This window comes from Candidatus Pseudothioglobus sp. Uisw_050_01, from assembly GCF_048085775.1.
In the GTDB taxonomy this organism is placed as follows: domain Bacteria; phylum Pseudomonadota; class Gammaproteobacteria; order PS1; family Pseudothioglobaceae; genus Pseudothioglobus.
In genome coordinates this window covers 1,560,385-1,581,140 of record NZ_CP159804.1, presented here as the reverse complement: position 1 = coordinate 1,581,140, position 20,756 = coordinate 1,560,385, and the positions used below count along the sequence as shown (strand labels likewise).

At 37.9% G+C, this 20,756-nt stretch carries 20 protein-coding genes; 11 read left to right on the top strand and 9 right to left on the bottom strand.

Annotated features, from left to right (window positions below; translation table 11 throughout):
* The 3 genes from ABXT51_RS08020 to ABXT51_RS08010 are packed head-to-tail and all read left to right on the top strand — an operon-like array spanning window position 1 to window position 2,654.
* Entirely contained in the window at window positions 1-978 is a 978-nt protein-coding gene (locus ABXT51_RS08020; RefSeq protein WP_416695175.1) for a PfkB family carbohydrate kinase, read from the top strand.
* 2 nt (window positions 979-980) lie between these two features.
* A complete protein-coding gene (locus ABXT51_RS08015) occupies window positions 981-1,820 on the top strand; it encodes a 5-deoxy-glucuronate isomerase (RefSeq protein ID WP_416695172.1) in 840 nt (279 codons plus the stop codon).
* Window positions 1,821-1,823: 3 nt separating this feature from the next.
* Window positions 1,824-2,654 (top strand): class II fructose-bisphosphate aldolase, encoded by an 831-nt coding sequence (locus ABXT51_RS08010; protein ID WP_416695169.1) that lies wholly within the window; start codon window positions 1,824-1,826, stop codon window positions 2,652-2,654.
* A gap of 44 nt (window positions 2,655-2,698) precedes the next feature.
* Here ABXT51_RS08010 and ABXT51_RS08005 read toward each other — a convergent pair whose 3' ends face one another.
* On the bottom strand, window positions 2,699-3,757 hold the full coding sequence (locus ABXT51_RS08005; protein ID WP_416695167.1) for a 3-deoxy-7-phosphoheptulonate synthase: 1,059 nt from the start codon (window positions 3,755-3,757) through the stop codon (window positions 2,699-2,701).
* Window positions 3,758-3,879: 122 nt separating this feature from the next.
* Between ABXT51_RS08005 and ABXT51_RS08000 the strand changes: the two genes are divergently transcribed.
* Window positions 3,880-4,710: a DUF6279 family lipoprotein gene (locus ABXT51_RS08000; RefSeq protein WP_416695164.1), complete on the top strand. Its 831-nt coding sequence runs from the start codon at window positions 3,880-3,882 to the stop codon at window positions 4,708-4,710.
* 17 nt (window positions 4,711-4,727) lie between these two features.
* Here the strand turns inward: ABXT51_RS08000 and ABXT51_RS07995 are convergent, their stop codons facing one another.
* Window positions 4,728-5,822 carry an ABC transporter gene (locus ABXT51_RS07995; protein ID WP_416695162.1) on the bottom strand — a complete coding sequence of 365 codons (1,095 nt, stop codon included), beginning with the start codon at window positions 5,820-5,822 and terminating at the stop codon, window positions 4,728-4,730.
* A gap of 41 nt (window positions 5,823-5,863) precedes the next feature.
* Window positions 5,864-7,483: a GMC family oxidoreductase gene (locus ABXT51_RS07990; protein WP_416695160.1), complete on the bottom strand. Its 1,620-nt coding sequence runs from the start codon at window positions 7,481-7,483 to the stop codon at window positions 5,864-5,866.
* A 274-nt stretch (window positions 7,484-7,757) separates the two neighbouring features.
* On the opposite strand from ABXT51_RS07990, the gene ABXT51_RS07985 reads away from it, so the two are divergent.
* From ABXT51_RS07985 to ABXT51_RS07975, 3 genes are all read left to right on the top strand, one after another.
* Window positions 7,758-8,846: a TRAP transporter substrate-binding protein gene (locus ABXT51_RS07985; RefSeq protein ID WP_416651715.1), complete on the top strand. Its 1,089-nt coding sequence runs from the start codon at window positions 7,758-7,760 to the stop codon at window positions 8,844-8,846.
* A 206-nt stretch (window positions 8,847-9,052) separates the two neighbouring features.
* On the top strand, window positions 9,053-9,661 hold the full coding sequence (locus ABXT51_RS07980) for a TRAP transporter small permease subunit (protein WP_271556712.1): 609 nt from the start codon (window positions 9,053-9,055) through the stop codon (window positions 9,659-9,661).
* On the top strand, window positions 9,658-10,974 hold the full coding sequence (locus tag ABXT51_RS07975; RefSeq protein ID WP_271556711.1) for a TRAP transporter large permease subunit: 1,317 nt from the start codon (window positions 9,658-9,660) through the stop codon (window positions 10,972-10,974). The genes ABXT51_RS07980 and ABXT51_RS07975 overlap by 4 nt, the downstream gene beginning before the upstream one ends.
* 86 nt (window positions 10,975-11,060) lie before the next feature.
* On the opposite strand, the gene ABXT51_RS07970 is transcribed toward ABXT51_RS07975, so the two are convergent.
* Genes ABXT51_RS07970 through ABXT51_RS07945 form a run of 6 tightly spaced genes read right to left on the bottom strand, consistent with a single transcriptional unit; the run spans window position 11,061 to window position 16,399 of the window.
* Window positions 11,061-11,834 (bottom strand): GntR family transcriptional regulator, encoded by a 774-nt coding sequence (locus ABXT51_RS07970; RefSeq protein WP_416651711.1) that lies wholly within the window; start codon window positions 11,832-11,834, stop codon window positions 11,061-11,063.
* A gap of 15 nt (window positions 11,835-11,849) precedes the next feature.
* Window positions 11,850-12,860 carry an alcohol dehydrogenase catalytic domain-containing protein gene (locus ABXT51_RS07965; RefSeq protein WP_416695157.1) on the bottom strand — a complete coding sequence of 337 codons (1,011 nt, stop codon included), beginning with the start codon at window positions 12,858-12,860 and terminating at the stop codon, window positions 11,850-11,852.
* Window positions 12,857-13,618 carry an SDR family NAD(P)-dependent oxidoreductase gene (locus ABXT51_RS07960; RefSeq protein WP_416695155.1) on the bottom strand — a complete coding sequence of 254 codons (762 nt, stop codon included), beginning with the start codon at window positions 13,616-13,618 and terminating at the stop codon, window positions 12,857-12,859. The genes ABXT51_RS07965 and ABXT51_RS07960 overlap by 4 nt, the downstream gene beginning before the upstream one ends.
* A 4-nt stretch (window positions 13,619-13,622) precedes the next feature.
* Complete coding sequence (hisD, locus tag ABXT51_RS07955) at window positions 13,623-14,927, bottom strand: histidinol dehydrogenase (protein WP_416686735.1); 1,305 nt, start codon at window positions 14,925-14,927, stop codon at window positions 13,623-13,625.
* Between the two features lie 21 nt (window positions 14,928-14,948).
* Window positions 14,949-16,118 (bottom strand): UxaA family hydrolase, encoded by a 1,170-nt coding sequence (locus tag ABXT51_RS07950; protein ID WP_416695153.1) that lies wholly within the window; start codon window positions 16,116-16,118, stop codon window positions 14,949-14,951.
* Window positions 16,118-16,399, bottom strand: coding sequence for a UxaA family hydrolase (locus ABXT51_RS07945; protein WP_271537545.1), 282 nt, complete (start codon window positions 16,397-16,399; stop codon window positions 16,118-16,120). Before ABXT51_RS07945 ends, ABXT51_RS07950 begins: the two co-directional genes overlap by 1 nt.
* Window positions 16,400-16,603: 204 nt before the next feature.
* Here ABXT51_RS07945 and ABXT51_RS07940 point away from each other — a divergent pair, with 204 nt between their 5' ends.
* The 4 genes from ABXT51_RS07940 to ABXT51_RS07925 all read left to right on the top strand — a co-directional run bounded on the left by ABXT51_RS07940 (window position 16,604) and on the right by ABXT51_RS07925 (window position 20,755).
* Window positions 16,604-16,993, top strand: a complete 390-nt coding sequence (locus ABXT51_RS07940; protein ID WP_416695152.1) for a hypothetical protein — start codon at window positions 16,604-16,606, stop codon at window positions 16,991-16,993.
* Between the two features lie 21 nt (window positions 16,994-17,014).
* Complete coding sequence (locus ABXT51_RS07935) at window positions 17,015-17,488, top strand: PaaI family thioesterase (protein WP_271556733.1); 474 nt, start codon at window positions 17,015-17,017, stop codon at window positions 17,486-17,488.
* A gap of 319 nt (window positions 17,489-17,807) precedes the next feature.
* Window positions 17,808-19,349: a phosphoenolpyruvate carboxykinase gene (locus tag ABXT51_RS07930; protein WP_416695150.1), complete on the top strand. Its 1,542-nt coding sequence runs from the start codon at window positions 17,808-17,810 to the stop codon at window positions 19,347-19,349.
* A gap of 197 nt (window positions 19,350-19,546) precedes the next feature.
* The gene (locus tag ABXT51_RS07925) at window positions 19,547-20,755 is read left to right on the top strand and encodes a DegT/DnrJ/EryC1/StrS family aminotransferase (protein WP_416695147.1); all 1,209 of its coding nucleotides are present in this window, start codon (window positions 19,547-19,549) and stop codon (window positions 20,753-20,755) included.
* Window position 20,756: the final 1 nt, after the last annotated feature.

Genomic DNA, 20,756 nt, shown 5'->3' with positions numbered 1-20,756 from the left:
ATGATGCAATATAAAGAAAATCGATTATATGATGCCTTGGTCGTGGGACGAGCTGGCCTTGATCTGTACCCGCAACCTGTAGGAAGTAAAACTCGCGATGCAGACTTATTTGCCAGTGATGTGGGCGGTTCTGGGGCGAACATTGCAATAGCTATGAAGCGTGCAGGTGGTAAAGTAGGTCTTATCTCTGCCTTGTCTGACGATCCAGTTGGTGAATTTGTTCGGCTGCGTCTTGAAATTGAAGGTATTGATTTGCAGATGATGCAAACAACTTATGGAGATGAGAGGACTAGTCTAGCAATTGCTGAAGTACGCCAAGAGGATTGTGAAGTAGTAATATATCGTAATAATCCTGCTGATCTTCAAATTGTCTGTAATGAAGATGTAAAACTTGCAATTACTCAAAGCCAAAATCTAATAATAACTGGCACCAGCTTAATTGAAGCTGAATCACGAAAACAAACTTTGAAAATGATGGTTCATGCTCAAAAAAATGACTGCAAAGTATGGCTAGATCTAGATTACAGGCCATGGAACTGGCCTGATCAGAAAACTACCCGTTTTGTTTATCAAGAGGCTGCAGAATTAACAAATGTATTAGTTGGCAACGAAGAAGAATTTAAAATCCTTCAAGATGATATAAATATACAGGTTAAACAATGTGTTGCAAGCAATCAAGTAATGATTCTTAAGCGGGGTAAGAGTGGCTGTAGTCTTTTTTTTGGTAAAGATCGGCTTGATACTGGAATTTATAGTTTACCCGCACTTAAACCATATGGTTCTGGTGATGCTTTTTTAGGTAATGTGATAATGAATTATATGTCTTCTAGAGACTGGCAACTAGCTATTGAATCTGGGAGCGCTGCTGCAGCTATAGTGGTATCAAAACAAGGCTGTGCGAGCGCTATGCCAAAAATGGAAGAAATTGAGCTGTTACAAAAACAGATAATAATCAAACCAAAAACAATTTGGAGTTAAATATGCATATCCCTCAACATGACAACAAGAATAAGGCAATCATAGATTGTAATAATGAATTAGTTCCTCTATGCTATTTCAATATCATCAAGCTAAGTGCTGGAGAATCATATACTTATCAACTAACTGATTATGAGTCATGTATTGTTCCAGCAACTGGCAGTATAGATGTTCAGGTTCAAGGGCAAGTTTTTAAAGAGGTTGGTAAGCGACAACATATTTGGGAGGGCGATCCTGAAGGTGTGTATGTCCCTGTTGACTGTGAAGCAACATTAACTTGTATCAGTAATGAAGTGGAAGTGTTTGTCTCTGGAGCTAAGCATAATCAAACCCATGAAGCTTTTGTTATAAGACAAGACGATATTGATAAAGTTCAGTACGGCTCTGATGACACTAAAACACATCGTAAAATAAAGCATATTCTAGGTAAAGAGCCTGCAGGAAAAGTTGGTAAATTGTTGGTTAGTGAACTATTTACAGTAGGAGCAGGAGGTTGGTCAGGATTTCCACCTCATAAACATGAAGTAGATTTGCTTCCTGAAGAAAGTAGACATAATGAAGTTTATAATTTTCGTTTTAATCCACCTAATGGCTTTGGTGCTCAGTTTTTAACTCCAGATGGTGAGGACTTTGGCCCCGTCTATCATATACGTGATAGCTCAACATTTGTCTTTGATAAAGGCTACCATCCCTGCGTTGCAGCACCTGGGTTTGAAATGTATTATTTCACTATTTTGGCTGGAGAGACCCAGCGTCCATTGCATATGAATTATCAGAAAGAGTACGCCTATCAATTGGAAACTATTCCTGGTATGCAAGACATGCTTAATAAATTTAAATAAAAAATGATTACTAATCTTAAAGATATACTTACACCAGCTCAAGATAAAAACTATGCTGTTGCCTGTTTTAATGTATTTGGTTATGAAGATGCGCGTGCGGTTGTTGATTCCGCAGAAGCTCGTAATGCTTCTGTAATTCTATCTATTAATCTTGATATGCGTCAATTTATGACAATGGAAGAAATTATTGGGATGCTAAGACCTATGGCTGAGAAATCCAAGGCACCTGTTTGTTTGCATCTTGATCATACCTATGAGGTTGATGCAGTTAAAGAAGCAATAGATGTAGGATTTACCTCTGTAATGTTTGATGGATCTCAATTGCCCATCTCTGAAAATATCTCTTTAATACAAGACGTGGTTGACTATGCTCGCCCTAAAGGAGTTTCAGTTGAGGCTGAAGTGGGTTCGGTCCCTTATGCAAGTGGTCGTGATCATATTAAATCTGCATTAACTGAGGTTGTTGATGCCCTTAAGATGGAGCAACAGGGGCAGCCAGATGCGCTTGCAATTTCAATAGGGAATGTTCACCGCTTAGAAAGTGGAACTGTAGAAATAGATTTAGAGCGCTTTAACGAGCTTGAGAAAGCGCTAAACTTGCCATTAGTCATTCATGGGACAAGTGGCTTAGAAGATAAAGATATACAAATGCTGTCTTTACGCCAAGTTGCTAAGTTCAATGTAGGTACTGTCCTTCGAAAGAGTTTTGGTAATTCACTGCGATCCACACTTGAGTCAGATCCGGAGCTTTTTGATAGAATAACTATGATGAAAAAAGTTATTCCAGAATTAAGAGCAACTGCAGCTAAAGTAATTGGTTTACTGGGCCAGTAATAAAATACTTTATTCTAATGAGCCCAGAATAAAGTATTTGTAACTCATTTGTTAAAGGTACTAAGATATTTTTTTGCTAGTTTTTTGATAACTTTATGAGTCTCTAGCCAATCAATACATCCATCTGTAACTGATATTCCATATTCCATTTCATCTTGGTTATCTAATATTTTTTGTTTCCCAGAAAATAAATTACTTTCAAGCATTAACCCAAAAATTGATTTATTTCCAGCAGATATTTGGTCAGTTATGTTTTCAATTACCTTGCCTTGATTTCTATAATCTTGATTTGAGTTGTCATGTGAGCAGTCAATCATAATTCTTGCAGCAAGGCCACTTTCTTTAAGAAGATTTTCACATTCAATAACATCATCCTTATAGTAATTAGGCTTAATACCACCCCTAAGAATAATGTGAGATGATTTATTTCCCATTGCCTTAAAAGTTGAAATCTGACCTTCATCATTAATACCTAAAAAGCTTTGAGGAGATGAGCACGCTTTAATAGCATTGATTGCCATGTTTAGATTTCCATCAGTACCATTTTTAAAACCAACAGTCATAGAGAGCCCACTTGACATTTCACGATGAGTTTGAGATTCAGTTGTTCTTGCTCCAATTGCACACCAAGAAATAAGATCACCTAAGTATTGAGGAGTGATTGGATTGAGGGCTTCAGTTGCAGAAGCAATCCCTTGATCTGAAAGCCATGCAAGAAACTCACGTCCTTGGTGGAGCCCTTTTTCAACGTCAAGTGAATTGTCCATATCTGGGTCACTAATTAATCCTTTCCAGCCAACCGTTGTTCTTGGTTTTTCAAAATATACCCTCATGACTAAGTAGACTGATTCTTTAACTTCCTCTTGAAGGGATTTGAGTTTAAGGGCGTACTCCTTGGCAGCTCCAATGTCATGAATCGAGCAAGGACCAACAATTACCATAAGTCTTTCATCTTTTCCTGAAAAAATGTTGTCCACAGTTTTTCTGCTAGTTAAAATGTTCTCTTTAGCTTTGTCACTTACTGGAATAGTTTTCTTTAATTCAATAGGCGAGGTTATTACAGTTTCGCTTTCAATATTTTTATTGTGAATTTTATTGCTCATTTAAATTGGCATTTATTTATTGTCAAGCAGTGATTTAAGCATAGATCTATATTTTTTTTAAATAGATAGGGAAAATTAGGTTAATTATATTTTTTTGGTAATTAGGAAAACTGGTTTAAATAATGAAACGTACACTTAAAAAAGCTGCATTAATTTTGGTACTCTTTTTAGGAGGGTGCAGTTCAATTACTTTTATTTATAATCAGTTTGATAATCTTTTTCCATGGTACCTGCAAAGTTATGTTGAACTTGATCGTGATCAAAAAAAATACTTAGATGAGCTTTTAACGCCTTTTTTTCAGTGGCATAGAGTGGAAGAAATGCCTAAATATGCACAAATTATTGGTGACTTAGAGATGGCTATAAATGATGAGGTAGATATAGAAAGTATTGCCCTGATTACTCATAATGTTGAAGAGTCTTGGTTTCGTCTAGAGGATCAAATGATCATGTGGGCAACTCCTCTTGCTAGAGAGTTATCAGATGAGCAAATCACAAAATTTATTCAAGTTTTAAAAACCAAAACTACTCAGAGCGAAAAAAAATTGCTAGTTCGAAATGATCAGGTGTATCAAAGTGACAGTTACAAAAGTCTCCGTAAGAACTTAAGGCGCTTTATGGGCTCACTGACTAAAGATCAGCTTGATTTAGTAAAGATTACAAGTAAAGAAATGAAGAGGGTTGATGCTGAGCGCATTCAGAGTCGAAAAGCATTCAATGAAAAGCTTAGTTTAATCCTTCAAAGAGAACAAGGCTGGGAAGAAAGGCTGAAAAAGATAACTCATAGCGATGACTTGGTTGCTGAAAATTACCAATCGACATATGCCTTCAATACTGATTTAATTCAGCATCTATTAGTGGCAATATTAAATTCTAGAAACGATAAGCAAGACCAAAAGTTACGTACACAACTTGCAAGGTATAAGGCCGATATTAACAGTCTAACTAACTAACTAACTGTCTATAGCTATTACCAGCGCCTTCTCATGCGGCCTTTGAAGATGGCAGATCCCCAACTGAGGACAATACCGATCAAAGCTGCACTCAATAGCCAGATGAATGGCAAACTTGCATCTGAGCCAAAAATGATAGCCCTATAGGCTGCGCCGATTGCATCAAAAGGTACCGCTGTTCCAATGCGTTCAAGCCAGTCAGGGGCTGCGCTTACGGGTGCAACCGATCCACTCAGTACAGATTGATACTGAACTAAAGGAAGAATAATTAGCAAGGCTGAAAGCCCAATAATTTCGAAGATCCCAAGAAATAGCCAAGTTAAACAAACACTAACTAGCCATACACTTAACCATGCCATCAGGAATACTTCCCATTGAAGAGTTGTTAATGTAACAACTGTTGCTAGAGTAAAGCTGGCAAATCCCATAGTCATAACTGGAACAATAGTTCGTACATAAGCCCTGTTAAGAAATGCCATTTGACGCGTTCCCAGAAATAAAAGAATTGCTCCGACCATTGAAGCCATCCAAGTTGTAAAGCTCATTACAAAGGGCGCAGGGAGTGAGGCTAAACTTTTTGCTTTAAACATTGTTTGTACATTTGTAATTACTAGCATGCCTGAATCGGGCGATTGGTTATTTAGCTTTGAGGCACGCAGATTTGAAACAAAAGTTGACAGCGCAATTTGGACCATCGATGGGAGCTGGCTGGCTATTTGCGTTTCAGCAATTGTTAAATGCTGGGAGTTTAATACTCCGATTGATAGATTTTTATTGCTAAGAGCAAGCTGAGAAAAATCTTCAGGGAAAGTAATCACTGAAGACACTTTACCTTTTAAAAGGGCATCTTTTGCGGCATCAGAATCTTTAAGAAGAGTCACCCTAAAAGGGAGGCTTTTAGAAAGTCCTTTAATGGCTTGTATTGAGATTAATGGGAGTGAGGGGCCAACATCTTCATTAACAATACCTAGTTCGAAGGATGATGAAATTCGAGTGGGATCTGAGGGCGCTGTCAGATTAAATATTGAAAAAACCAGCATGATTACAGTTGGAACAATAATTGCTGGTTTAAATAATTCGCTTCTACGAAAATCGGAAAATGAGGAGGGCATTATATTGAATTTAAAATAGGGTTAACAATACACAAATGCACCTACTTAGTCAAACTGACTTTGTTGTCACTAAGTATCATTGCAGCTGCTTTTTCTGCAATCATCATAGTGGGCGCGTTAGTGTTCCCTGATACAAGCTCTGGCATAATCGAAGCATCAACAACTCTTAAACCTTTAACGCCATATACTTTAAGCTGGTCATCGACTACGCTGTTTTTATCATTACCCATCTTGCATGTTCCAACTGGGTGATAAATACTCTGGCTATTGTTTTTTGCAGCCTCAAGTAAATCTTCATCAGAAACTAATGAGCCTCCAGGAACGAACTCATCAAGAATATGTTGCTTAAGTGGGCTGGCATTTGCAATTTTTCTGGCCACCTTTATTGAGTCAATTGCTATTTTTTGATCACTCTGTGTGGATAGATAATTTGGAATAATTTTAGGAAGATCTTTTGGATTCTTTGAGTTTATAGTGACCTCACCTCTACTCTGAGGCCTAAGATTACAAATAGACATTGTAAATGCAGAAAAAGGATGAACCCCGTCTCCTGGCTTATCTGCACTTAATGGCTGCATATGAAACTGTATATTTGGCCTTGACCCATCCAATGATGTATTAGTAAAAATGTAAACTTGGCTCGCACTGAGCGTTAATGGCCCTGTCCTAAAAAGTGCATATTGCAGTCCGATTAAAGCTTTTTTCCACCAGGTGTTTAGTTCATCATTTAAGGTTCTAGTATTCGTTTTAAAAACCATCCTTACTTGCAAATGATCTTGAAGATTTTTACCTACTGCAGGGTTATTATGAATAACATTAACTCCAAGCTTAGTTAGGTGTTTTTCATCTCCAATTCCTGAGAGCTGTAATATTTGAGGCGAACTAATTGCCCCAGCAGATAAAATGACTTCATGGTTAGCATAAATAGTTTTATTTGGCTGACCTTTACTTTGAATACAGTCGACACCTATTACTTTTTTATCAGAGAAGACCAGTTTGCTGATTTGAGTATTTGTGATGATTGTTAAATTTTCTCTAGATCTAATTTTTCTATTTAGAAAAGACCTATAGGAGCTTCTTCGAAAGCCCTTGAATGAGGTTTGCTGAAAATAGCCGACACCCTCCTGTTTCTCTCCATTGCAATCTGGATTGTAAGGTATGCCTATTTCTTCAGATGCCTTGATAAAGAGATCGGCGATTTTTCTTCTAAGTCTGAGGTTAGATACTTTTAATTCACCATCCACACCATGGTATTCATTTTCTCCATTTTCTTGGCATTCAAACTTTTTAAAGTATGGAAGCACATCATCATAACCCCAACCTTTATTTCCTAAATCTTTCCAGTTATCGTAGTCATGCCTATCGCCACGAATGTATAGCAATCCATTTAGTGCACTAGAGCCCCCAAGCACTTTGCCTCTTGGCCAATCTATTCTTCTATTGTTTAATCCTTTATCTTTTTCTAGTTTGTACATCCAATCAAACTTTGGATTATTCATGGTTTTAAAATAACCAACGGGCACATGAAGCCAAAGATTGTCATCCTTGCGGCCAGCTTCAATCAGTAAGACACTGTTATCAGGATTAGCTGAAAGCCTATTTGCTAATAGGCAGCCAGCCGAGCCAGCTCCTACAATAATGTAATCGTATTTCTCTTGCATATACTTCTAGTAGTAAATTATTTTATTAATCAAGAATAATATAGATTGAAATATTTAAATGATATACAGTGAAATTATTATTGTAAGTATATTTAGTGAATCTATTTCTTTTAGCTAAATTATATAGCTTAAAGAGTCATTTTATTTATGAAATAGATAATACATATATATCAATTGATGTATACTAAAATTTGATTAAGTGCCTTAAGTGCTCTTTGAACTTATCGCTAATCAAAGTACTTTTTATATTTATTTAGATTAATTAGGAGATTTTATGTTTAGAAATAAAGTTGTTCTTTTGACATCTGTAGCATTGCTTACTGCTAGTTCAAGCGCTATGGCGGTCAATTTAAAAATTCAATCTGTATTAAACTCTACAGGTAGTGAAGTTGGTTACGTTAGAGACTTTGCAGAGGATGTTGCTGCATTAACTGATGGTAGAGTAACGATGGAAGTCCTCCCTGGAGGTTCTGTTGTACCTAACGCTGACCTTATCGATGCTGTAGACGCTGGTCTAATTGATGGCGGATTTGCATGGACTCACTACTGGTCTGGTAAGCACCCTGCAGCAATGCTGTTTGGCTCACCAATCGCTGGAGCTGGCCTTGGTATTGATAATATCGCATGGCTTTCTTGGTTCCACAGTGCCGGTGGTAAAGAGTTATACGATCAACTATGGGACGAGATGGACCTAAATGTTGTTGGTTTGATGCTTCAACCGGTTGGTCCTGAAGCGCTGGGTTGGTTTAAAGAGCCAATCAATAGCATGGATGACTTCCGTAAATTAAGATTCCGTGCACCTCCAGGACTCCCAGGTCAAGTTTATAAAGACATTGGTGTCGCAGCTGTAGCCATGGGCGGTGGTGATATTCTGCCTGCACTTGAGAAAGGCGTAATTGACGCAGCAGAATGGTGCTGCCCAGAGCCGGACAGAGACTTTGGTTTCCAAAAAGTTCTTAAGTATTACTACTTACAAGGACTTCACCAGAACGTTGTGAATGCAGATATGTATATTAATGGCGATGTGTGGGATAAGATCTCTGCTCGTGACCAACATGCTATTCATGTTGCTGCAAGAGCAGCAAGACTTGACTCTATGTCAAATCGTATCTATGCAAACGGTATTGCAATGGCAGACTTGCTAGAGCAAGGCGTTCAGCTAATGGATACGCCTGAAGACTACTTCGTAGAGTTTATGGCTGCTGCGCAAGCACAACTTCAAAAGAATGCTGATGAAAATGCATTCTTTGCTGAAGTATGGGCATCACAGAGAGATTTTGCTGAAAAAGCTGTACCTTTCTGGTCAGGAGCTCAGTCTTCTAACGCTAAGTTAGGTTTAGCTTTTACGAAGACTTTACAGTAAAGATCTTTAGTAAAACTTAAAAACTAAGTTGCCAATAGTGAAAACTGTTGGCAACTTTTTTTTATCTAAATATATTTTTTCTAACTTCAGGTTCTCCTTTATCCTGAAGTTAGAAAAGCCATATTAATAGAAGGGTTTTATTTAATGAATCCTAAAATTTGTTACAATAGCTGTAGTGTTTTTTAGATTTATAATTGGGTACATTTATGTCAGAAAAAGAAGATATTAGTGAATTAGACATTACAGATGAAATGATAGCTGAGGGCAGATCATATACCGGGGTTATGCCGGATGATATGCCTAAGTTAATGGCAAAAATAATTCTCAGTATTGATCTCTTCAGTCTCAGAGTTGGTCAGTTAGCATGTTGGCTCACTGTTCCAGTATTCACTGCCATGTTTATTGAGGTTGTGGGAAGACACTTCTTTGGCTCCCCAACAATGTGGGCCTACGATATTAGTAGAATGGGGGCGGGGGCAATGTTTATGCTCGGCGCTGGGTATGCACTCTCAAAAGGCATTCATATACGAGCGGACTTTATGTATCGAGATTGGTCGGTCAAGACTCAAGCAATCATTGACTTAACTTTATATATATTATTTTATTTTCCCGGATTGATAGGCGCTGCGTGGGCATGCTATAAGTACGCTTATAAATCTTGGTCAATCATGGAAAGGGGTATGGACACTGCCTGGATGCCTTATATGTATCCAATTAAGTTTGCCTTATTTGTTGGATTTATTTTCCTTTTAATTCAAGGCGTTTCAGAGGTGCTTAAGTGCGTCTATGCAATCAAAAATAGGAGATGGCCATGACTCCAGAAGTACTAGGCATTGTCCTAATATTAACCATGTTGTTTGCCATATTTATTGGCTTTCCAATCTCATTTACGTTAATTTTCTTAGGAGTCTTCTTTGGCTATATAGGTTTTGGAGATCTTGTTTTTTACTTAATGACCTTTCAGTTTTCTGGGAGTATGCTTGAGCAAACCCTCGCAGCAATTCCATTGTTCACCTTTATGGGTATTCTCATGGAGAAGGCTAATCTCATGGAGAGGTTATTCACATCCGTTCAGATGGCACTTGCCAGAACCAAAGGCTCTTTATTTGTAGCCGTTCTTTTTGTTTCAGTAATTTTTGGAGCTGCAACAGGTATTGTGGGTGCATCAGTCACGATTTTAGGAATTATGTCAGCTAAGACAATGAACAGAGCGGGCTATGATGTGCAGTTGGCTGCAGGAACAATTACTGCTGGCGGTACTTTGGGAATCTTAATACCTCCAAGCATTATGTTGGTTGTTATGGGCCCTATTCTAAATGTTCCAGTAACGGATTTATTTGCTGCGGCGATTATGCCTGGACTAATGTTAGCAGTACTTTACACAGGTTATACACTTATTAGATGCCACTTAAATCCATCATTAGGCCCTGTCGTTCCTGAAGACCTTATTCCTGACTCTATGAGAGAGGTGTGGATTGAGTTTTTTAAAGGCCTTGTTCCGCCCGTTCTATTGGTAGGATCATCCTTAGGAAGTATATTGGCTGGCCTAGCAACGCCTACAGAAGGTGCTGCAATGGGAGCAGTGGGTGCGATATTTTTAACACTTGCGTACCGAAAGTTAAATTTTAAAGTTTTTCAAGAGTCTTTATTAAAAACCCTTGAAATTACTACATTAATTATGGTTTTAGTTTGTGCCTCAAACTTTTTTGGCTCAGTTTTTTCTAGATTGGGAACACCAACGATGATTACTGAGGCATTAATGCTTTTAGATCTTCCACCAACAGCAATATTGCTAATAGTTATGGCATTTATTTTCTTGTTGGCCTGGCCATTAGAGTGGGTGCCAATTGTACTAATCATTATTCCAATCGTTTTGCCTCTAATTGAGCAATTAGGTTTTAACTTAACTTGGTTTGGAATCCTTGTGGCTGTCAATCTTCAGACTGCTTGGCTTTCGCCGCCTGTTGCATTGTCTGCCTACTTTCTCAAGGGGGTTGCCCCAGACTGGGATTTATCAGATATCTATAAAGGTATGATGCAATTTATGGCTATTCAAGTTGTTGGATTAGCGTTAATTATTATCTTCCCGCAAATTGTTCTATGGTTGCCAGAATATCTCTATGGCTAAACAAGGCTTGGTTAACCTGAAGGAATTTTAGCTTTACATAAATCTTTGACGCAGGAAAAATCTTAGTGTCGAGTGTTGTCTAATCCTTAGAATGTATCGCCGAAAGTGCTGTTTTGGGTATTGACGTAGTCGATGTCATCGGTATGAACGAATGATGTTCTTAGCTCAATAGTCTCGTTATGATATGTTTGACCGATACGCTCTATCCGAAGAATGGGTGAATCCAATTTAACATTGAGAAGAGCGGATACTGTTTTATCTGCAGAAGTTGCTTTTAATTTCTCTGAGCAGTTTGTTATAAATATGTTGAATTTATTTTGATATAGGTTGTATATTGTATTAGCTCGGTTTTTAAAAATTTCTTCAGTTAGCGTTGGAAATTTAGCTTGTGATATGATTATTTTATCAACAATATAATTTTTTTTATTAATGCCTAGCTTATTAAATATTTGATAAACATTACTCCCAGGAGAAATATTTAATATTTTTGCTTCATACTTAGTGGCTTTTTTTGTTTCAAAAGAAATGAACTCTACTTCTGGGTAGGATATCTCATCAGTTCCATTTAATGCAAAATGAAAATACGCAAAATGGAAAGTGCTTTTATCATGCTGAAAGACAAAAGTTCCTAAACCCTGTTTTCGAATAAGGAAGCCTTCTTTTTCTAATGCACCTACTGCCTTTCTAACTGTTCCAATTGAAACGTTGAAGAGATCAACAAGTGTTTTCTCATTTGGAATTAGTTGGCCTGGCCTTAACTCGTCACGATAAAGGCAATTAAATAACTCATTCCTTATTTGGAGCCACATAGGAGTCTTGCTGTCCCTGTCTATGTTAAATTGGAGATCAGTAATACTCATAAAATGTGTAAGTTGTTAAAAATGAGGTTTCAGGATAACCTTAGCTGAGGCCATTGTACCATTGTGAAGACTCTTAAATGCCAAATCAGTTTCAGACAGAGGCATCTCTTCTATCCATGATAAGTCACCAAAATCTCCATTTTCAATTGACTTTAAGGCAGACTTAAAGTCCTCCATGTTGTAGGTGTAACAACCAACTAGCTTCACTTCTTGAAGTGTAATTTTTCGGATGTCAATATTCGTAGTCCAGCTAAGAAGGCCTACATTAACTACTGTACCTCCTGCTTTGACTGAGGCAATAGAAAGAGCATTTGTCTTTTCACTTCCAACACAGTCAATTACAACATCGAATGTGCTGTCTTTGACTGAATCTGTTAATGGGTTAATGGCAATAACGCCAACATGGTCTTTAACGCAAGGGTGCCTAGCCATATTGGTTTCAAGTACCTGCATTTTAACGCCATGGGATTTAAGTAACAGAGCTGTTAAAAGGCCAATAGCACCAGCACCTATAACTAAAACGTGGCAATCGCTTATAGGCTTGAATGAATTTTCTATGGCAAGATTTACAGCATGGACCACAGTTGCCGCGGGCTCAGTTAAGGCTACATGGTTTGAATTCATAGTGCTAGGCGCATGAACTAGGCATTGATTTGGTATGGTCATGTATTGAGCAAAAGCGCCCTGCCTACTCATTCCAATCATATCCCTATCACTGCAAAGGTTGTCTCTACCCTGAAGGCAATATTCACATTTTCCGCAAGTAATCAAAGGATTGCCAGTTACTTTTTGACCCTTATGAATGCCTTCAACTATTTCGCCACAAAACTCATGGCCCAGTATTAAGCCAGGGTTTCTTCTTGGGTCTTTGCCATGATATGCGTGCATATCAGACCCACAAATTCCAACGGACTCAATGCGCAATAAAACATCATCATCACGATCAATTTGCGTTGGCTTGTATTCACTATAAAAAGTCATTTCATTCGGCGCTGTGTATACTACCGCTTGCATTTTATTAATCATGCTGCTGAAAACCCTCCATCTAAAAATATTGTCTGACCGGTGACATATGAGTTTGCATCACTGCACAAGAAAACACTAATACCAAAAATGTCTTTTTCTTCTCCGTTGCGATCCATCATTGTTTTTGCTGCTAAATTCTTTAATTTCTCAGGATCTTGAAATAATGACTCCGTTAGATTTGTTCTAAAAAATCCTGGAGCAATTGCATTGACTAATACTCCATTCTTTGAATAGGCTTGAGCTAAGGCTCGAGTAAGCTGCATAATGCCACCTTTGCTTGCACCATATGGAATGCTGTTATCAAATGCTCTAAGGGATTGAAGAGAGGCGATATTTATAATTCGTCCCCAATTATTTTTAGTCATTGATTCGGCAACAAGCTTGCTTAAGTAGAAAGGGGCAGTTAAGTTAATGTCAATAGTCTTCTGCCATTCTTCGAGTGTTAACTCTTCAGCAGATGTTCTAAGATTTATTCCAGCAGCATTTACTAAAATGTCAATTTTTCCAGACTCTTTAGAGATTTGAGTTACCATATTTTTAAGGTCGGCAGTTGATGTGACATCCGCTTGAATGAAGGCGCCTTTAGAGCCTTGATCTTTTATCTCTTGAAGGGTTTCTTCTGCATTGCTTCGACTGCTTGCAATCCAAACAAATGCGCCTGCACGAGCAAGCGCAAGCGCCATCATTTTTCCCACCCCACTTGTACCACCAGTTATTAGTGCTACTTTATTTTCTAGTGAGAAATCTGATAAGTTCATAAAGCTATTCTAATACAGGTGCGCCTAGGTCAAACGTTTCATCTGGAAAATATTTACTTAGCCTAACATCCGAGGCTCTTGCGTGTCCTTCCATTCCCTCTAATCGAGAGATTCTAGATGATGCCTGGGCAATTTGACGTGTAGATTCTTTGTCCATACGCTGCCAAGTTAAAACCTTTAAGAATTTATGAGCAGAAAGACCTCCAGAATAACGACCAGCTGCCTTTGTAGGAAGAATATGGTTCGGGCCAGAAGCTTTATCTCCGAAAGTCACTGTTGTTTCTTCACCTAGAAATAGAGATCCATAACATGTTAAGTTGTCTAGCCACCAATCAAGATCTTCACACTGAACTTCAAGGTGCTCTGCTGCGTATTCATCTGATATCTTTACAACCTCTTCACGAGACTCACATAGCATAACTTCACCATAGTCTCTCCATGCACAGAATGCTGCATCTTTAGCAGTTGGTGGAAGTTTTTCAATATACTCTGGTACCAACTCCATTACTTTTTCAGCTAATTCTTTAGACGTTGTAAATAGCCAGCCAGGTGACTCGTGACCATGTTCCATTTGACCCACAAGATCAATTGCAACAACGTCAGCATCGGCGTGCTCATCAGCAATCACTGCAACTTCTGATGGACCAGCAAATACATCAATACCAACTTGTCCAAAGAGCGTTCTTTTTGCCTCTGCTACAAATTTATTTCCAGGACCAACAATGATGTCAGCTTTTTTTCCAGTAAATAGTCCATGAGCCATACTTGCTATTGCTTGTACACCACCTAAAGTCATAACGTGATCAGCTCCAGCAGTCTTCATTGCATATAGAACATACGGATGAATACTTTTACCTTGATACGGCGTTGAGCATGCAATGATGCAAGGCACGCCAGCAGCTTTAGCTGTTGCAATACTCATATATGCAGATGCAATATGTGCGTAGCGTCCGGTTGGAACATAACATCCAGCAACATTTACTGGAAGTAGTCTTTGACCAGCTTCAACGCCATTATTTTTGGTATGAAATTCTTCAATAGAATCACGCTGAGCCTTTGCAAACTCATAAACTTGCTGACATGCAAAATCTATATCATCTTTAACATTTTGAGGGACGTCAGAGATAATATTGTCAATTTCAGAATCTGAGAGCAAAATCTCACCAGACCATCCATCTAGTTTTTCTGCGTAGTTTCTAACTGCTTGTTCCCCATCTTTATCTATATTGGCAAGCATGTCATGAACCACTTTTTGTGCTTCTAATACATTTGATGCTGCTGATTTATCAGCTTTTTTTAAGTAGATCATATTCTTCTCGTTTATTAATAGTTAGGCGCTTTCATATAAACGCGTTAATACAAACTCTTGATGCCCTAATATTTCTGCAGCAGTCATTCTTCCGTTTGAAGTGTGAATAAGACTTTCAAGAAGCATATCACCAGCCTGATCCATATTGATATCACGCTTTAATAAACCAGTTACATCAACATCCACATGCTCTGACATCGTTCTAACTGTTCTTGGATTTGCACAAACTTTTATAACAGGAAGGATTGGATTACCAATAATGTTTCCTTGTCCAGTAGGGAATAGGTGAGCTACATATCCAGAGGCTGCGCATAATGTAACCATCTCTGCAGCTGCAGAAGAAGAATCCATAAACCATAGACCCTTACTTGTAGGCATTTCTGCTTTATCTAAAACGCCGTCAACGACACATTTTTTCCCAATCTTTTGTATGTTGCCTAATGCCTTTTCTTCGATCGTAGTTAGACCACCTTCAATATTACCCTTAGTAGGCTGTGAATCAGATAGGTCATCTGTCTTAAAGCGCTCAATCATATCTTGATAGCGATTAAACATAAACATAAATTTTTCAGCAACAGCATCATTAGCACATCTAGCTTTAACTAAATGTTCTCCACCTGTAATTTCAGATGTTTCACCAAAAAGTAAAGTACTGTCCATTTCATATAACTTATCGAACGCATTACCAACTGTTGGGTTTGACCCAAAGCCCGAAGTAGTGTCTGATTCCCCGCATTTAGTTGATACCCAGATTTCACTTAGGTCACATGGCTCTCTTTGAAGTCCTGTTGCGAAATGAACCATATCATAAGCCACTTTTGAAGCGTCAGCGATAGTTTGTATGTCACCTTTTTTCTCAATAGAAAAACCTTGAACTGGCTTACCCGTTGCAGCAATTCCATCAACGATTTTTTGCGTCCAGTCTGGCTCAATTCCAATAACCACTACTGCGGCAACATTTGGATTTGCTCCCGTACCAATCATTGTCCTAAAATGTAGATCTAGATCTTCACCAAACTGAAGTCTACCGTAGGGATGAGGAAGGGCTATCGTGCCTTTAATATTGTTAGAAACTGCTTCACAAGCAGCATTTGAAATATCATCAACTGGCAAGATAATAACGTGGTTACGAATTCCTACTCTATTGTTTTCGCGACGATATCCATGGATTTTTTGATTTAAATTTATCATTACCACCTCTTAGTTTTTACGTTATGAACATGTAGATGATCACCTACAGCAATCTTTGAAATTGTTCTACCAATATCTACACCATACTTGATGACAGTGTCATCTTCATTTAAATCCTTAATAGCTAACTTATGCCCAATTGGAATATCTTGATTAATTTTGATATCTATCAAAACATCCTGGTCCATTATCCAACCACTTAGAGTGTCGTTTGCTTTTAATCCTTCGACGGTAACAACGCCAACGGAATCATCTTCATCATGAACTATAAACTGAATCATTCTTGCTCCTTGAAATACGTATAAAAAAACTTTTAATTAATCTTTTAGTGAAAAAAATTAATGAGAGATATATTATATCATATATATGAATTTCTACTTTATATATTGCTTAAAAAATTATTTACTTTCGATATAAAACTAAATATACAATATCATGTTAAGGCTTGTACTCGCTAAACTCAACGCTGAAAAATTAGAGTAAAAATGAAAAAAATTATCTTGTTTGTGATTATTAATTGTTTGTCTTTTCCTGCTCAATCAGCAGCTGGTGACCTTTACTACTGTGAGATGATTCAAGCAGTTGAGTTAAAAGAGGACGGCCTTGTTAACTATATTCCTCAGAAATTTAAATTTAGAATTACTGAGAAGAGTTCTATACAATTTGGAATGGATGAAAACTATTTCAAAGGCCTTGAATTGGTTGTTACAGATTTTTCAAATAATGGTGAGCAATTTTATGGCGAAAGCTTTGAGTACTCATATGGAAGTTTTTACTTTGCTGACATTATTAGATGGCCATCAAAAGGAGTGGATAAATTAACAGCTACTGCGGTAAGTGCACAATGCTCAATTGTTGATGACTACACAGTATAAATAGGAAAAGTTAATACAATTATGATTTCAAGAGCACTTAAAACAAATCGATTAATACGCTTATTTGGTATAACCAAAGTACCAATGATTTGGTATTGTCGCCCAAAGGTTATTGAGCATACGGATGAAAAGATTGAAATTAGAATCCCTTTTAAGCGAAGAACTAAAAACCACTTAGGAAGTATGTATTTTGGTGTTTTAGCAGTCGGCGCTGATATTACTGGCGGCTTTTTAGCGATGGATCCAATTCAAGAAAGTGGACGAAAAATAACTTTAATATTTAAAGATTTTAAGGCTGATTTTCTTAAGCGTCCTGAGGGCGATGTCCACTTTATATGTAGAGATGGTTTGGCAATTAAAGAGCTGGTAAAAACTGCTGCAAGTTCAGGCGAGAGGCATAATTATAAATTGAATATTGAAGCTACTGTTCCGTCGCTGTCTCCTGACGTCGTTGCTAAATTTGAACTTACGTTATCTTTAAAGGATAAAACATAAAGTTAGCAAGTGTCTTTTTTTATAATGCTGGGCTACCTCTTAGCTCTCCTTTGAGATAGCACTTTCACTATTAAATTTAAAACATAAAACATAAAACATAAAACTAGGCTGATGTTAAAGAGTCTCAATCAGAAGGAATTAATTAGTACAAATTTCCCGCATATGGATGATTACTTTTTAAGGTTAAAATGAACTATATAAAGAGTTAAAAGAAGTTTCATTATGTGAAACATTTATGCAATGCTAGAATAATTTTTATGTGATAATTCATTTTTTGAATGCTATAGCAGCAATCACTATCAAATCTGGAATAAATAAAATGATTCTAAAAAACTTGTCACCGTCTGAACTGATTGAAAAATCATTATCTCTTAATGAGGGAATATTAACAGATACTGGAGCTTTGCTTATCACAACAGGCAAGCGATCTGGTCGAAGTCCAAATGATCGTTTTATTGTTGATAATTCTGCAACTTCTAATTCAGTTGATTGGGGCGATGTTAACAGGCCTTTTTCAGAAGAAAAGTTTACTAAACTATGGGCTAGAGTGAGTGATCACTTATCTCAAAAAGATCATTTTCTCTCTAATCTGCATGTTGGAGCTCATGAATCGTACTACCTTCCAGTTGAAGTAAATACTGAAACTGCTTGGCAAGGCTTATTTGGTAGAAATATGTTTATTAAGCCCAAAACATATAATTCTAAAGATAAACCAGTTTGGACGATTTTAAATGTTGCATCTTTTGAGTGCAATCCTGAGCGTGATGGAACCAACTCAGATGGAGTTGTTATTATTAACTTTGCACAAAGAAAAGTATTGTTAGCTGGCATGCGTTATGCAGGCGAAATGAAGAAAGCAATGTTTTCAGTGCAAAACTATTTGCTGCCTGAAAAGGATGTTCTGCCAATGCACTGCTCAGCAAATGTGGGAGAAAATGGCGATACAGCATTGTTTTTTGGCCTCTCAGGAACTGGCAAGACAACCCTTTCTGCAGATCCCGAGCGTTACCTTATTGGTGACGATGAGCATGGCTGGGCTAAGGGTTCAGTATTTAATATTGAGGGGGGCTGTTATGCGAAAACAATCAACCTTTCTAAGAAAAATGAACCCATTATTTGGGATGCTATTCGTCATGGCGCAATTGTGGAAAACGTCAAAGTAGATGCAGATAAGCATGCAGATTATGATGATACTTCCATATCAGAAAATGGTCGCTGCTCCTACCCATTAGAGCACGTTGAAAAGCGCGTTGAAAAAAATGCTGCGGGCGAGCCCAAAGTTGTTATTTTCTTAACCTGCGATGTTTCAGGTGTCCTTCCTCCAGTTTCAATCTTAACTAAAGAGTCTGCTGCCTATCACTTCTTGTCTGGTTATACAGCGCGCGTTGGCTCAACAGAACTTGGTGCAGAGGCCGGCATTAATCCAGCATTCTCATCGTGTTTTGGGGCCCCATTTATGCCTCGAAATGCAAGCAGTTATGCCAATTTATTAATTAAACGACTTGCAGAATTTGATACACAAGTCTATTTAGTTAATACTGGATGGACGGGTGGTTCAGGAGCTCCAGGTGGATCAGGATCAAGATTCCCTATTCCTGTAACTCGCGCAATAGTTTCTGCTTGTCAAAGCGGCGCCCTTCTTGAATCAAAAGTGACACACCTCGACTACTTAAATCTTGATATTCCTAAATCTATTCCAGGAGTTGATGAGGCTTACCTTAACCCTCGTGATACATGGGAAGATAAGTCAAGTTATGATAGTGAGTCTATAAAACTCGCGAATATATTTACAGAAAACTTTAAAAAGTTTGATGTTGATAAAGCAATCGTTGACGCCGGACCTCTAGCAGTCAGTAAATAAATAAGTATTGAGCAAGTATTACGACTACGGCAACAATAATGGCAACAATTACGACTGGGGGCATGTTCTTCATATAGCAAATTATAAGGTTTGTTTGGCTACTATTTTAGTGAAGTATTAAAAAATATTATCTTTAAGACGAGGATTTTGTATATTATTTGATTTCTTATTTAATATTCAAATGGCTACTAGCAATAATGACTTCAAAAGTATTTTCAAGGCCCTTCACTCAACAAGAACCTATTAGTCAAGAGGCGATTGATGCGGCTGTGGAGGTTCTGAAGTCGGGAAGGCTTCATCGATACAACTCAATTGGTGAAGAGTTTTCTGAGGCATCACTATTAGAACAGGACTTTGCTAGTTTTCAAGGAAGTCGTTACTGTCTTGCTTGTGCATCTGGTGGCTATGCAATGAGCGTCTCTCTTAAGGCTGCTGGACTTAAAGCTGGTGAAAAAGTTTTGACTAATATGTATACCCTTGCGCCAGTTCCAGGCTCAATTTCTAATGCTGGTGGTGAACCTATTTTCATTGAAATCAATGAAAATCTTGTTCTTGATTTAGAGGACCTTTCAAGGAAAGCCATATCAAGTAAGGCCCGCTTTTTACTGATATCTCATATGAGGGGGCATCTAGTTGATATGAATAAATTGATGCAAATTGTTGAAGATAATGGCTTGATTTTAATTGAAGATTGTGCCCATACAATGGGGGCAAAATGGGGTGATAAAAGGAGTGGTAATTTTGGACTTGCTGGCTGTTTTAGTACCCAAACTTATAAGCATTTAAATTCAGGTGAAGGGGGGTTACTGACTTCGAATGATGCAGAATTCATGGCGCGTGCTATTATTCTTTCAGGGTCATATATGCTCTATGAAAGGCATGGTGCTGCGCCTGATAAAGAAGTATTTTCAGATATTCGCCTGCAGACTCCAAACTATTCAGGCCGTATGGATAATCTAAGGGCTTCTATTCTTAGGCCACAATTAAAATCTCTTGAAAAAAATATTAAGCGCTGGAATGAGCGTTACCAGTTAGTTGAGAGAAGCCTCAAAAAGATCAAAGGAGTTGAGCTTCCTGAGCGCCCGATTGAAGAGAGTTATGTGGGGAGCTCAATTCAGTTTAGGCTGCCTGGCATCTCTAAGGCCGATGCCGCCAGATTCCTTGTAATTAATAAGGAGCGTGGGGTTGAGATAAAATGGTTTGGCAGCGATAATCCAAACGGATTTACAAGTAATCATAAGAGTTGGAAATATGTGAAACAACAGAGTCTAGAGCGCTCTGATGAGATCCTTTCTGGCCTTTTTGATCTGCGATTGCCACTCACATTTTCACTGGAAGATTGCTCGCTTCTCTCAGAGATTATTGGTGATTGTGCGGAAGCCTTCGTATCAAAAAATAAGATATAGA